This window comes from Azonexus hydrophilus DSM 23864, assembly GCF_000429605.1.
GTDB classification, from domain to species: Bacteria; Pseudomonadota; Gammaproteobacteria; order Burkholderiales; family Rhodocyclaceae; genus Azonexus; species Azonexus hydrophilus.
Window position 1 is genome coordinate 682,940 of the sequence record NZ_KE386925.1, and the last position, 12,475, is coordinate 695,414.

The window sequence follows — 12,475 nt, forward strand, 5'->3', positions numbered from 1 at the left end:
GCATCTCTGGAAAAACAAAGATAAACGGTAGAGCCTGATTTTACCCGATCGGGCAGCGAACACCGGGTCGAACAAATTATGTTGCAGTGCACAATATTCTTCCGTTATACTGCGCAGCGAACACTTTCATGACTCATTCAAGGAGACAGCAATGTCCATCAATACCGAGCAATTTGCCGCCGCCAACAAGGCTACCGTTGATTCCCTGCTGTCCGTCGCCAACACGGCACTGGCCTCCGCAGAGCGCATCGCCGCCCTCAACCTGAACACCGCCCGCGCCGCCCTGGAAGACACCGCTTCCGGCGTCAAGACCGTGCTCGAAGCCAAGGACCCGCAAGCCGCCCTGGCCGCCCAGAAGGCCCTGGCCCAGCCGGCCGTCGAGAAGGCTGTTGCCTACTCGCGCTCGGTCTACGAAATCTCCAGCCAGACCCAACAGGAACTGGCCAAGATGGTTGAAGCCCAGTTCAGCGAATTCCAGAAGTCGATCGCCAACATGGTCGACCTGGCTGCCAAGTCCGCCCCGGCCGGTTCCGAAGGTGCCGTTGCCGCCGTGCAGAGCGCCATCGCCGCTGCCAACTCGGCTTTCGGCAACATGAACACCATGGCCAAGCAATTCTCCGATGCCGCCCAGAAGAACATCGCTGCAGCGATGAAGCAAGGCAAGTAATTCCCGGGCTTGCATGACGAGAGGCCCCGCGCGACCCGCGGGGCCTTTTCATTCGTATCGCCGCAAGACCCACGGAGACCCCATGCCGGAAGAGAAAACCGACGCAGAAATCGACAGCATGCTGCACGCAGCACTGGGCGGCCTGACGCCGCACCAGGCACTGCTGCAGGCATCGCTCGCCGACGCCGCCAAGGTAGATGAACGCGCTGCCGCCATCGCCAAGAATCGCGAACGGGCATTGCGATTGCTGGAAGCCCTGGAAAAATCGCAAGGCTGACACCGTCAGCATTTTTTCCCGTAAAACCCTCTATACTCAATACGCTCGACAGGAACACCACAGTCACTCCCCTGGAGGCGTGTATGCACTTGATCTGTAACGATGCCGTGGATCGTATGCACCGCGACCACGCTTATCTGCTTGACCTGATCCAGCGCATCAAGTCCGTCTGCGACCGTGACGACGGCATCGACAATTGCCGCGACTGCCCGTCCGGTCACCGTGAGTCCTGCCACAGCAACATCGAGCAACTGGTCCGGACCTTCGTCGAAGCCACGCTCAAACACAACGCCGTCGAATCGGTATACATGGCCGACAACGTGCCCAAGGCACACCGCGTTGCGCACAACCAGGCCCACCAGGGCATTGCCACACAATTGCAGGCAATCCGCCTGATCTTCTCGGCGGATGGCAACTGCGTACTGGCGATCCAGGGAATCGACGAAGTCCTGCATACCCTGCAAGCGCATTTCCGGGAATTCGACCAGCATCTGGAAGCCTATCTGAGCAACCCGAGCTGAGCCCGCTTCACCGAATACGCAAACCTACGCAATCTGACGTATTTGTCCAGAAGCTCGCCCTCCTTAATCTGACGTTGCACCGCAGCAAACAGTTTTTCCGAAACGTCAGTCAATTCAGATCAAGGAGTTTTCATGAGCACTCGTCGCAGCTTCATCAAGGCCACCGTCCTCGCCGCCGCCCTGTCGTCGATCGGCATGGCCGCACACGCCGCCGACACGATCAAGGTCGGCATCCTGCACTCGCTGTCCGGCACCATGGCGATTTCCGAAACAGCGCTGAAGGAAACCGCGCTGATGACCATCGAGGAAATCAACAAGAAGGGCGGCGTCCTCGGCAAGAAGCTCGAGCCGGTGGTCGTCGACCCGGCCTCCAACTGGCCGCTGTTCGCCGAAAAAGCCCGCCAGCTGCTGACCCAGGACAAGGTCGCGGTCACCTTCGGCTGCTGGACCTCGGTCTCGCGCAAGTCGGTCCTGCCGGTTTACAAGGAACTCAACGGCCTGCTTTTCTACCCGGTCCAGTACGAAGGTGAAGAACTCGAGAAGAACGTTTTCTACACCGGCGCCGCCCCCAACCAGCAGGCCATCCCGGCCGTCGAATACCTGATGTCCAAGGACGGTGGTTCAGCCAAGCGCTTCGTCCTGCTCGGCACCGACTACGTCTATCCGCGCACCACCAACAAGATCCTGCGTGCCTTCCTGAAGTCCAAGGGTGTCGCCGACGCCGACATCATGGAAGAGTACACCCCGTTCGGCCACAGCGATTACCAGACCATCATCGCCAAGATCAAGCAGTTCTCCTCGCAAGGCAAGAAGACCGCCGTCGTGTCGACCATCAACGGTGACTCCAACGTGCCTTTCTACAAAGAACTCGGCAATGCCGGCCTGAAGGCCACCGACGTCCCGGTCGTCGCCTTCTCGGTCGGCGAAGAAGAACTGCGCGGCGTCGATACCAAGCCGCTGGTCGGCCACCTGGCCGCCTGGAACTACTTCCAGTCGCTGAAGAACCCGGGAAACACCAAGTTCATCAAGATGTACAAGGACTGGGCCGCCAAGCAGAAGCTGCCGAACGCCAAAACTGTGGTCACCAACGACCCGATGGAAGCCACCTACATCGGCATCCACATGTGGGCCCAGGCCGTTGAAAAGGCCAAGTCCACCGACACCGACAAGGTCATCGCCGCCATGGCCGGCCAGACCTTCAAGGCGCCGTCCGGCTTCACCGTCAAGATGGACGAGAAGAACCACCACCTGCACAAGCCGGTGTTCATCGGCGAAGTGAAGGCTGACGGTCAGTTCAACGTCGTCTGGAAGACCAAGGGTCCGGTCCGTGCCCAGCCGTGGAGCCCGTTCATCGAAGGCAACGACAAGAAGAAGGATGTTCCGGAAGGCAAGTAAACCGGTACTTCAGTCACAGCAAAACGGGGGCCTCAGCCCCCGTTTGTTTTTGGCGTTCCGGAAAGCTTACTGCTTGAGCAGACCGACCACGTCCTCAACCAGATCAGCCTTCTCCTTGATCAGGTCGGAAACAGGATGGCCACGCCCGCCCAGTTCAATCTGGACCTTGGGCTCGGCAGATTGGGTGAAGGCCTTTGGCTGCCATGCGGCCCAACGATCATTCTTGTTGTAGGCAAACAGTTTCTTGGTCTGAGTCATCGGCAATCCGCGATCATCCACCGAAGCGAACTGGATTACCGTATTGAAGACCCCGTCATCCTGACTGCGTGCATAGTTGGCAGCCAGTTCGCCACCACGGCTATGGCCCATCAGGGAAATCTTCGTCGCACCGGTTTCCCTGGCATGCGCGACCAAGGCAGCAACCTCATTGAAACCGGCGCCAGCCTGCCCGGCCCAGCTCGGTGCAATCACGCGGAACCCGGCAGCCGCCAGCGCCTGCCCCATTTCGCCGCCGTTACCACTGAAGAAGAAGCGGCGGTCAGTTCCGCCACCGCCATGCAGCGCGATGACGACATGCTCGCCCGCCCCCATGGTCATCACCGAGACATTCATCTCACCATGCTTGATCACCGATTCTTCCTGGGCCTGCAACGAAGCAGCACCGAAAGAGAGCACACACCCCATTACCGCCATCCATTTCCTGAACATTATTTTCACTCCCTAGAACGATCATTGAAAGACTGCATTGGCCCACCCGGGAAGCAACGACGCATCCCGGACTTGCCAGCAGCATCATAGCCAATCGCAAGAAATACCACAGCCAGCAATTACCCCAGTCAGATCGAATTCAGGCGTCGGGGTGCGCGGCACGCCACGCCTGATAAAGGCGCAAGGCAACATGGGCGTCGTTGGCGGCATAGCGCAGTTGCCGTTCGTCGAGACGGCGGGTGGCCCAGTTGCTGGTACCGGTCTTTTTCGATTTCTGGAATCGCTGGCCGAAGAAGTGCGCGACCGCGACCTTGGCGCCGACGGTGCCGCGATGACCGGGACCGCGCAGTTTCTCGCCGAGATCAAGCAGGTTGCGCGGCACGATGTCGAGACGGCGCTTGAGCGCGCTGCGGTCGTTGCCCAGGCCGAAGCCGACCTTGAGCAGCGTCGGCGACTCGAGTATCTCGCGCAGCAAGGGATGAACCTCGGCATTGGCCACCTGGAACAACCAGGCATGATCGTCGGTGGCGAGCTGGATCAGGTGCGGCCCGGTCGATTCCTCGCCCTTGCGGAAGGTCGGTTTGGATTCGCTGTCGAAACCGATCACCTCCGCCGCCCGCAAGGCGCCGCCCGCTGCGGCCAGTGCCGCCCCGCCTTCAACCAGGGTGATCCGGTCCAGATCGAGCCCGGGATACAGCGGCAGATCGTCGGTCAAATCGGTGCGACTGACTTCCACCGCGCTCATGCCAGGCGCGCCTGCAACCAGCGGCCGATATCGGCAATTTCTTCGATGCAGACACTGTGCTGCATCGGGTATTCATGCCAGTCGACGGCATAGCCTTCGCCCAGCAGCAGGTCGCGCGCCTGTTTGCCGAGAACGGGCGCGACCACGTCGTCGTCGCTGCCGTGGGCGGCAAATACCGGGATCAGCCGGTTGGCCGGTGCCGCCTCGCGCGCCAGCAAGGACGCCGATGGAATGTAGGTCGATAGCGCAATCACGCCGCCGAGCGCCTGCGGGTGGGTCAGCGCGCCCAGGTAGGCGACCGCCCCGCCCTGCGAGAAACCGGCGACGAAAATCCGCGAACAGGCAATGCCGCGCTCGTTTTCCCGGGCAATCAGACAACGCAGCGCCTCGCGGGAAGCGAGCAGGCCGGCTTCGTCGATCCGCCTTTCGTTCGGCGACAACGACAAGATGTCGTACCAGGCCGGCATCACCCAGCCGCCGTTGCAGGTCACCGGGATTTCCGGTGCGTGCGGAAAAATGAAGCGGACGCCGACATCGTCGGGCAGGCCCAACTCGGGGACCACCGGCACGAAATCCGAACCGTCGGCCCCCAGGCCGTGCAGCCAGATGACGCTGAAACTGGGCGGTACGCTGCCGTGTTCGATTTCGATGGCGGGCAAACAATCCTGCATGGCAACTCCTGACGGCAAATGGACTCGGCGGCAAACGACGCTCAGGCGCAGTATAGCGACAGCACTGCAAATTGCCCCCAAGACCCTATTTCGAAGCGAAAAAACCTCACCCGCTCAGGCTGACGGTGGCATAATCGCGAGGCTTCCTAAAACAAAAACACCCCTCCCCAAACCAGATAGCACTGCGATGTCCCAAGCCAGCGTGCGCGGTCGTCGTGGTCACGATGTTTTTCAACACATCAGGGAGGTATGCAGTGAATCGCGAAGAGTTCTTCAGCAGCATCGATGCCAAGATTTCCCGTGTAAACGTCAGCGCCGTGGACGTACCGGCTGAAAATCAGGCTTTTCTGGAAATGGTCGTTGCCCGCTTGCAACCGGTTGTCGCGTCGTATCAGGCCAGGCTCGCGGAGCGCAAGATCATTGCCGAGATCAAGGCTTCCCCGGTCAGCATTTCCTTCACCCTGCACTATCGTGATGGCGGCCATTGCGGCCTGACCCTCGATGGCCACCTGTCCGACCGGCGGATCGAGATCACCGCCCACTACACCAACGAAAACGGTCAAAACTACGTCAATTCGCTTGGCATCACCTACGGACGTGACAACTGGCAGGACAGCATCTTCGAAGAAGCGCTGCAGAAGTGCATCGACGATTTCCTGTTCTATGCGGCCCGCCATGGTGGCATCTATCTGAACTAAATACATCAGTTCGCGTAAGTTTGCCCGGCATCTGCCGGGCTTTTTTTGTTTACCGCTCAGTCCTACGCAATTCATCGTATTCCCCGCCGGGGGTCCGCTCCTTAATCTGTCGCTGCACTGCACAAATTGCGGATGGAACCCCATGAAAAAACTACTCACCACCCTGTTACTGCTGACCGGCGCCGGGAGTGGCTTGGCGGTTGCGGTTTTAGCGGAATCATCCCTCGGCTTTTCCGAGTGCCTGCACATTGACCGGTACTGACCCACCGCCTATTCTCGGCGGCATTTTCGGTGGCCACCCGGCCATCGCACATCGCCGGGAAAAATTTTGGAAACTATCGGTAGCTGGGGGCTGTGGGCCACGTTTTTCAGCATCGTGCTGACGATGCTGGCCATCGACCTGTTCGTCGTTGGCGGCGGCAAACAGCACCGCGTCTCGGTACGCGAAGCTGGCACCTGGACGCTGATCTGGATCAGCGTCTCGATGCTCTTTGCCCTGGGCTTGTGGGCCTATCTCGACCAGACCGCCGGCCGTGCGATGGCCAACCAGAAGGCGCTGGAATTCGTCACCGGCTACCTGATCGAGAAATCACTGGCCGTGGACAACCTGTTCGTCTGGCTGATGCTGTTCAATTTCTTCGCCATTCCCATGGAGTTGCAGAAACGGGTGCTGATCTATGGCGTACTGGGCGCCATCGTCCTGCGTACCGGGATGATCTTCGCCGGCGTCTGGCTGGTGGCGCAGTTCCATTGGTTGCTTTATGTATTTGGCGCCTTCCTGCTGGTCACCGGAATCAAGATGTGGTGGTTCGCCGACCAGGAACCCGATCTCGAAACCAATCCCATCCTGCGGTGGATTCGCGGCCACATGAAGGTCACCAATCAGCTCGAAGGTGAGCGCTTCGTGGTTTACCGCGAGGAAGGCGGCAAACTGGTGCGCTACGTCACCCCCCTGTTCCTGGTGCTGGTCCTGGTTGAATTCTCCGACATCATTTTCGCAGTGGATTCGATTCCGGCGATCTTTGCGATCACCACCGACCCGTTCATCGTACTGACTTCGAACATCTTCGCCATCCTCGGCCTGCGCGCGATGTACTTCCTGCTCGCCGAGATGGCCGACCGCTTCGCGCTGCTGAAATACGGCCTGTCGATGGTGCTCATCTTCATCGGCACCAAGATGCTGCTGATCGACATCTACAAGATCCCCGTCTTGTTCTCGCTCGGCGTCGTTGCCGCGATCATCGGCACCTCGGTGATCCTCTCGCTGCGCCAGACCCGCAAGCGCTGACCGACCGGGCCGGCCGTCCACCGCCGGCCCTACGCAATTCATCGTATTCCCCGCCGGGGGTCCGCTCCGTAATCTGTCGCTGCACTGCACAAATTGCGGATGGAACCCCATGAAAAAACTACTCACCACCCTGTTACTGCTGACCGGCGCCCTGTGCGCCTGGGCAGGCCCCGACCCGGCCCTGGTCCGGCAACTGGCCGCCGACGACAACAGCGACAAGATCGCCGCCATCCAGCAACTGGCCGCTGCGGCTGAACCTGGCACGGCCGGTATCCTGCAAGCCATGGCTGACGACAGCCTGTACGTGCTCGACGACAAACTCTTCGTCTTCGACGGCGAGAACACGCTCGACGCCTTCAGCGGAGAAACCGTCGAACTGCCCGAGGGCGCCGACACGATCACGGTCAACAACCGCCTGCGCGGCGAACTGGCCAACGCCCTGGCCGCGCTCAAGCTGTTCGACGAGGATCGCGCCGTGCGCCTGAACGCTGCCCGCGAACTGCAGAGCAATGTCGGTGCCGAATTGGCACCGGTGCTGGCCAAGGCCAAAGCCAGCGAGAGCGACCCGCATATCCTCGAACTGCTGACCACCGCCTACGCCAAGGCCACCCTGCAGGATGCCGACCCGGCCGTCCGTCTGGCTGCCGTGGCCGCGCTGGCTGAAGTACAGACGCCGGCGGTGCGCAGCCTGCTGCTGCCGCTGACCGACCCGGCCAACGAGGCCGACAAGTTGGTACGCGAAGCGGCCATCCAGGCGCTCAAGACCATCGAACGCAGCCTGGCCTGGGGCGACACGCTGGCCGCCGTTTTCTCCGGCCTGTCGCTCGGCTCCATCCTGCTGCTGGCCGCGCTCGGCCTGGCCATCACTTACGGCGTCATGGGTATCATCAACATGGCCCACGGCGAACTGCTGATGGTCGGCGCCTACACCGCCTATGTGATGCAGAGCCTGTTCCGCAGCCACTTCCCCGAATTGATCGACTGGTATCTGCCGGCCGCCATCCCGGTCGCCTTCTTCACCGCCGCCGCAGTCGGCGTGCTGATGGAGCGGACGGTGATCCGCTGGCTCTACGGGCGCACACTGGAAACCCTGCTCGCCACCTGGGGCCTGTCGCTGATCCTGATCCAGGCGGCACGCGTGATCTTCGGCGCGCAGAATGTCGAGGTCGCTAACCCGAGCTGGATGTCCGGCGGCGTCGAACTCCTGCCCAACCTCATCCTGCCGTGGAACCGCGTGATCATCATCGGCTTCGCGCTGTTCGTGCTGTTCCTGGTCTGGGTGCTGATGAACAAGACGCGGCTCGGCATGTTCGTCCGCGCCGTCACGCAGAACCGTCCGATGGCAGGCTGCGTCGGCGTGCCGACCTCGCGCATCGACACCATGGCCTTCGCGCTCGGCGCCGGCATCGCCGGTCTCGGCGGCGTGGCGCTCTCCCAGATTTCCAACGTCGGCCCGGACATGGGTCAGGGCTACATCGTCGATTCCTTCATGGTCGTCGTCGTCGGCGGCGTCGGCCAACTGGCTGGTGCGGTCTGGGCAGCGCTGGGCCTGGGCATCTTCTCCAAGCTGCTCGAAGGCTGGGCCGGCGCGGTGATCGCCAAGATCGCCATCCTCGTCGCCATCATCATCTTCATCCAGAAGCGTCCGCAGGGCATCTTTGCCTTGAAGGGCCGCTTTGCCGACCAGTAAGGAGCGACCCATGTCTGCCATAACTTCCGCCCTCCCGCTCCCCGCTTCCGGCCGCGTGCCGCTGACGCTACGCGTCTTCGCCGCACTCGACCGCAAGGCCTGGATCGCCCTTGGCGTCTTCCTCGCCCTAGCGCTGGTCGTCGTCCCGGTGCTGCACCTGGCGCTGCCGCCGGAAAATGCTTTCCACGTATCGACCTACGCGATCACCTTGATCGGCAAGATCATGTGCTACGCGCTGGTCGCCGTCGCCATGGACCTGATCTGGGGCTACGGCGGCATCCTCTCGCTCGGCCACGGCCTCTTTTTCGCGCTCGGCGGCTACGCCTTCGGCATGTACCTGATGCGCCAGATCGGCCGCGACGGCAGCTACGGCGCCGACCTGCCCGACTTCATGGTATTCCTCGACTGGAAGGAACTACCCTGGTTCTGGCTCGGCAGCGACAGCTTCGGCTGGGCCGCCTTCCTGGTCCTCGCGGTACCGGCCATCGTCGCCTTCGTCTTCGGCTACTTCGCCTTCCGCTCGCGGATCAAGGGCGTCTATTTCTCGATCATCACCCAGGCGCTGACCTACGCCGCGATGTTGCTGTTCTTCCGCAACGAAACCGGTTTCGGCGGCAACAACGGCTTCACCGACTTCAAGCGCATCCTCGGCTATTCGATCACCGCGCCGGAGACCCGGCTGGTGCTGTTCGGCCTGACCGCCATCGCGCTCGCCGCAACACTGGTTTTTTCCGCCTGGCTGGTCAAATCGAAGTTCGGCCGCGTGCTCACCGCCATCCGCGACGCCGAAAGCCGGGTCATGTTCATCGGCTACAACCCGCTCTGGTACAAGCTGAGCATCTGGGTCATCTCGGCCGTGCTGTGCGGCATTGCCGGCGCGCTCTACGTACCCCAGGTCGGCATCATCAACCCGTCGGAAATGAGCGCCGCCAACTCGATCGAGATCGCCATCTGGGTCGCCGTCGGCGGGCGTGGCACGCTGATCGGCCCGGTCATCGGCGCCTTCACGGTCAATCTGGCCAAGAGCTGGTTCACCGTCTCCTTCCCGGAATACTGGCTGTTCTTCCTCGGCCTGCTGTTCATCGTCGTCACCCTGCTGCTGCCGCAGGGCTTGGTCGGCCTGTGGAAGAAAATCATGAGCAAGAAACAAGGAGCCCAGGCATGAACGCCCAAGCAGCCCTCATCGATCAACCGGACGGTGGCGACAGCGCCACCCAGCTCGGCCACGTCGTCACCGGCGAGCTCGACCTGTCGCACGGCGTCGCGCTCTACCTCGAAGACATCACCGTCAGCTTCGACGGCTTCCGCGCCCTGAACAAGCTCAGCCTGGCCATCGACGCCGGCGAATTGCGCTGCATCATCGGCCCCAACGGCGCCGGCAAGACGACGATGATGGACGTGATCACAGGCAAGACCCGGCCCGATTCGGGCAAGGCCTTCTTCGGCCAGACCATCGACCTGACCCGGCTGACCGAACCGGAAATCGCCCACGTCGGCATCGGCCGCAAGTTCCAGAAACCGACCATCTTCGAACAGCACACCGCTTTCGAGAATCTCGAACTGGCGATGAAGACCGACAAGCGCGTGTGGAAGAGCCTGATGGCCTGGCTGAGCGGCGACGACCGCGACCGCATCGCCGACACGCTGAAACTGATCCGCCTCGACGGCGAAGCCGACCGCCCGGCCGGCCTGCTCTCGCACGGGCAGAAGCAATGGCTGGAAATCGGCATGCTGCTGATGCAGGAACCGAAGCTGCTGCTGCTCGACGAACCGGTCGCCGGCATGACCGACGACGAGACCATGCGCACCGCCGAACTCTTCGTCTCGCTGGCCGGCAAGCATTCGCTGGTCGTTGTTGAACACGACATGGCCTTTGTCGAAAAACTCGGCGGCAAGGTCACCGTGCTGCACGAAGGCTCGGTGCTGGCCGAAGGCGACCTGGCCACGGTGCAGAACGACCAACGGGTCATCGAAGTCTATCTGGGACGCTAACCATGCTCAAAATCGACAACCTCCACCAGGCCTACGGCGGCTCGCACATTCTGCGCGGCCTCAGTTTCGAACTGCAGAAGGGCGAAGTCACCACCCTGCTCGGCCGCAACGGCGTCGGCAAGACCACCCTGCTGAAAACGCTGATGGGCCTGGTCAAACCGAAATCCGGCAGCATCACCCTGGCCGACCGCGACATCACCGCGCTGCCGCCGCACGAGCGCGTCAAGGCCGGCATCGGCTACGTGCCGCAGGGCCGCGAGATATTCCCGCGGCTGACGGTCGAGGAAAACCTGCTGATGGGCCTGGCGACCAAGCCCGGCAGCACCAAGATCCCGCAGCGCATCTTCGACATGTTCCCGGTACTGAAGCAGATGATGCACCGCCGCGGCGGCGACCTCTCCGGCGGCCAGCAGCAGCAACTGGCCATCGGCCGCGCGCTGGCCATGGGCCCGTCGCTGCTGATCCTCGACGAACCGACCGAGGGCATCCAGCCGTCGATCATCAAGGACATCGAACGCGCCATCCGCATGCTCGCCGAAACCGGCGAAATGGCCATCCTGCTGGTCGAGCAGTACTACGACTTCGCCGAATCCCTGGCCGACCAGTACCTGCTGATGGAACGCGGCGAATTCATCATGCGCGGTCGCGGCGAGACCATGCCGCAGGATGGGGTGCGGGAAGCGCTGGCGGTGTGACGGGCATGGCGGCGGTCAGCCCCACCGCCCGTCATTCTGGCGGAAACGGCAAGCTTCAGTGCCTGCCGGACGCCCTGATGAAGCGGGACATCAACTCCCGTCGGTTAATGGCGCCGGTCTTATTGAATATTTGCTGAATGTGTCCGCGGACTGTCCAGAAAGAGATACCGAGATCGCTGGCAATGGCGCGATCGCCCTTGCCGGCAATGATCATCTGGAAAATTTCTGTCTCCCGGCGGGAAAGCTGGGACAACAGCACGTCCTCCGCCGCTGCCCGACCCTGCTTGTCGATCTGCCGTGCCACGTCATAGCTGGCCTGCCGCTCCATGATCTTTCTGGCCCGCCAGACAAACTCTTCAGGCGTGAACGGCTTGCTGATGAAGTCATCGGCACCGCTTTTCATCGCCATGATCCGACGCGGGACATCGTCGAAACTGGACATCACCAGAATCGGCAGCCTGGATTCGTGGTTCTGGCGGATGTCACGCACAAAGCTGATTCCCGATTTCGTGTCCTTCAAGACCACATCGACGATGATCAACTGGTAGGAATTTTCGCGGTAGCGTCTTTCTGCCGAAGCAAGATCCGCTGCGACATCGACCCTCATGCCCAGTGCTTCGCACAAGTGCCGGACATAGCTGGCATGCGATTCGGAATCCTCGAGCAGTAGAACCTTGCCCCCGTAATTCACATCGCTGGTAGCGGCCGCACATTCGCCGACAAAACTCACCAGGGCTTCATGCTCCTCACGCAGGAATACTTCCGTGACCCCAGCGCTCATTGCGCTGCGGGCCAGCGAAAGCTCACGCCCGCCGATCAGGAAGGCAATCGGCAAGGTCGCGTGCAATGGCGACAAGCGCACGGCTTCGACCACCTGCAGGCTATCTCCCTGAGCGGTCGAATGAGCGATGACCATGACCGAGAATTTCTGCCCGCGGTTGAGTGCGGCGCTTATTTCGCATTCGTTCCGGCAACCCTGGAAACGAAGCCCGTGAACTTCGGCAATACGACGCAGGAGCGCTTGCCGGGCAGCGGACGATTCCAGGCAAAGCAGGGTGCCGTGCCCTTCTGGCATGGCATTCTGGCATTTTTCCGTCAAGTTGCTCGCCCCCCTATTATTAGCCGGTT

General features: G+C 61.6%; 14 protein-coding genes. 10 read left to right on the forward strand and 4 right to left on the reverse strand.

Translation table 11 applies throughout. The features are described 5' to 3' along the window. The first annotated feature begins 151 nt into the window (after nucleotides 1–151). The 4 genes from G471_RS0114535 to urtA all read left to right on the forward strand — a co-directional run bounded on the left by G471_RS0114535 (nucleotide 152) and on the right by urtA (nucleotide 2,860). On the forward strand, nucleotides 152–667 hold the full coding sequence (locus G471_RS0114535; protein WP_028995972.1) for a phasin family protein: 516 nt from the start codon (nucleotides 152–154) through the stop codon (nucleotides 665–667). Nucleotides 668–749: 82 nt separating this feature from the next. Further along, a complete protein-coding gene (locus G471_RS0114540; protein WP_028995973.1) occupies nucleotides 750–944 on the forward strand; it encodes a hypothetical protein in 195 nt (64 codons plus the stop codon). A gap of 83 nt (nucleotides 945–1,027) precedes the next feature. Further along, on the forward strand, nucleotides 1,028–1,465 hold the full coding sequence (locus G471_RS0114545) for a hemerythrin domain-containing protein (RefSeq protein WP_157272550.1): 438 nt from the start codon (nucleotides 1,028–1,030) through the stop codon (nucleotides 1,463–1,465). Between the two features lie 132 nt (nucleotides 1,466–1,597). Then, complete coding sequence (urtA, locus tag G471_RS0114550) at nucleotides 1,598–2,860, forward strand: urea ABC transporter substrate-binding protein (protein WP_028995975.1); 1,263 nt, start codon at nucleotides 1,598–1,600, stop codon at nucleotides 2,858–2,860. Nucleotides 2,861–2,926: 66 nt separating this feature from the next. On the opposite strand, the gene G471_RS0114555 is transcribed toward urtA, so the two are convergent. The 3 genes from G471_RS0114555 to G471_RS0114565 all read right to left on the reverse strand — a co-directional run bounded on the left by G471_RS0114555 (nucleotide 2,927) and on the right by G471_RS0114565 (nucleotide 4,984). Continuing rightward, nucleotides 2,927–3,568, reverse strand: coding sequence for an alpha/beta hydrolase (locus G471_RS0114555; RefSeq protein ID WP_081700292.1), 642 nt, complete (start codon nucleotides 3,566–3,568; stop codon nucleotides 2,927–2,929). A gap of 139 nt (nucleotides 3,569–3,707) precedes the next feature. Continuing rightward, nucleotides 3,708–4,313 carry a 3'-5' exonuclease gene (locus tag G471_RS0114560; protein WP_043421670.1) on the reverse strand — a complete coding sequence of 202 codons (606 nt, stop codon included), beginning with the start codon at nucleotides 4,311–4,313 and terminating at the stop codon, nucleotides 3,708–3,710. Further along, a complete protein-coding gene (locus tag G471_RS0114565) occupies nucleotides 4,310–4,984 on the reverse strand; it encodes an alpha/beta hydrolase (RefSeq protein ID WP_028995978.1) in 675 nt (224 codons plus the stop codon). The genes G471_RS0114560 and G471_RS0114565 overlap by 4 nt, the downstream gene beginning before the upstream one ends. A gap of 254 nt (nucleotides 4,985–5,238) precedes the next feature. Here G471_RS0114565 and G471_RS0114570 point away from each other — a divergent pair, with 254 nt between their 5' ends. The 6 genes from G471_RS0114570 (at nucleotide 5,239) to urtE (ending at nucleotide 11,347) form a co-directional block, all read left to right on the forward strand. Continuing rightward, complete coding sequence (locus tag G471_RS0114570) at nucleotides 5,239–5,682, forward strand: hypothetical protein (protein WP_028995979.1); 444 nt, start codon at nucleotides 5,239–5,241, stop codon at nucleotides 5,680–5,682. 328 nt (nucleotides 5,683–6,010) lie between these two features. Then, complete coding sequence (locus G471_RS0114580; protein WP_028995980.1) at nucleotides 6,011–6,970, forward strand: TerC family protein; 960 nt, start codon at nucleotides 6,011–6,013, stop codon at nucleotides 6,968–6,970. Between the two features lie 109 nt (nucleotides 6,971–7,079). Continuing rightward, entirely contained in the window at nucleotides 7,080–8,660 is a 1,581-nt protein-coding gene (gene urtB, locus G471_RS0114585) for an urea ABC transporter permease subunit UrtB (protein WP_028995981.1), read from the forward strand. A gap of 10 nt (nucleotides 8,661–8,670) precedes the next feature. After that, entirely contained in the window at nucleotides 8,671–9,825 is a 1,155-nt protein-coding gene (gene urtC / locus G471_RS0114590; RefSeq protein WP_051295517.1) for an urea ABC transporter permease subunit UrtC, read from the forward strand. Next, nucleotides 9,822–10,652, forward strand: a complete 831-nt coding sequence (urtD, locus tag G471_RS0114595) for an urea ABC transporter ATP-binding protein UrtD (protein ID WP_028995983.1) — start codon at nucleotides 9,822–9,824, stop codon at nucleotides 10,650–10,652. Before urtC ends, urtD begins: the two co-directional genes overlap by 4 nt. Before the next feature lie 2 nt (nucleotides 10,653–10,654). Further along, entirely contained in the window at nucleotides 10,655–11,347 is a 693-nt protein-coding gene (gene urtE, locus G471_RS0114600) for an urea ABC transporter ATP-binding subunit UrtE (RefSeq protein WP_028995984.1), read from the forward strand. Between the two features lie 55 nt (nucleotides 11,348–11,402). Here the strand turns inward: urtE and G471_RS0114605 are convergent, their stop codons facing one another. Next, nucleotides 11,403–12,446 carry a response regulator transcription factor gene (locus G471_RS0114605; protein ID WP_157272551.1) on the reverse strand — a complete coding sequence of 348 codons (1,044 nt, stop codon included), beginning with the start codon at nucleotides 12,444–12,446 and terminating at the stop codon, nucleotides 11,403–11,405. Nucleotides 12,447–12,475: the final 29 nt, after the last annotated feature.

What these genes read in the sequence shown, in the direction of transcription:
- G471_RS0114535 (WP_028995972.1), top strand. Translation starts at nt 152, where the DNA reads ATGTCCATCAATACCGAGCAATTTGCCGCCGCCAACAAGGCTACCGTT.
- G471_RS0114545 (WP_157272550.1), top strand. Translation starts at nt 1,028, where the DNA reads ATGCACTTGATCTGTAACGATGCCGTGGATCGTATGCACCGCGACCAC.
- urtE (WP_028995984.1), top strand. Translation starts at nt 10,655, where the DNA reads ATGCTCAAAATCGACAACCTCCACCAGGCCTACGGCGGCTCGCACATT.
- G471_RS0114555 (WP_081700292.1), bottom strand. Translation starts at nt 3,568, where the DNA reads ATGTTCAGGAAATGGATGGCGGTAATGGGGTGTGTGCTCTCTTTCGGT.
- urtD (WP_028995983.1), top strand. Translation starts at nt 9,822, where the DNA reads ATGAACGCCCAAGCAGCCCTCATCGATCAACCGGACGGTGGCGACAGC.
- G471_RS0114560 (WP_043421670.1), bottom strand. Translation starts at nt 4,313, where the DNA reads ATGAGCGCGGTGGAAGTCAGTCGCACCGATTTGACCGACGATCTGCCG.
- urtB (WP_028995981.1), top strand. Translation starts at nt 7,080, where the DNA reads ATGAAAAAACTACTCACCACCCTGTTACTGCTGACCGGCGCCCTGTGC.
- G471_RS0114565 (WP_028995978.1), bottom strand. Translation starts at nt 4,984, where the DNA reads ATGCAGGATTGTTTGCCCGCCATCGAAATCGAACACGGCAGCGTACCG.
- G471_RS0114540 (WP_028995973.1), top strand. Translation starts at nt 750, where the DNA reads ATGCCGGAAGAGAAAACCGACGCAGAAATCGACAGCATGCTGCACGCA.
- urtA (WP_028995975.1), top strand. Translation starts at nt 1,598, where the DNA reads ATGAGCACTCGTCGCAGCTTCATCAAGGCCACCGTCCTCGCCGCCGCC.
- urtC (WP_051295517.1), top strand. Translation starts at nt 8,671, where the DNA reads ATGTCTGCCATAACTTCCGCCCTCCCGCTCCCCGCTTCCGGCCGCGTG.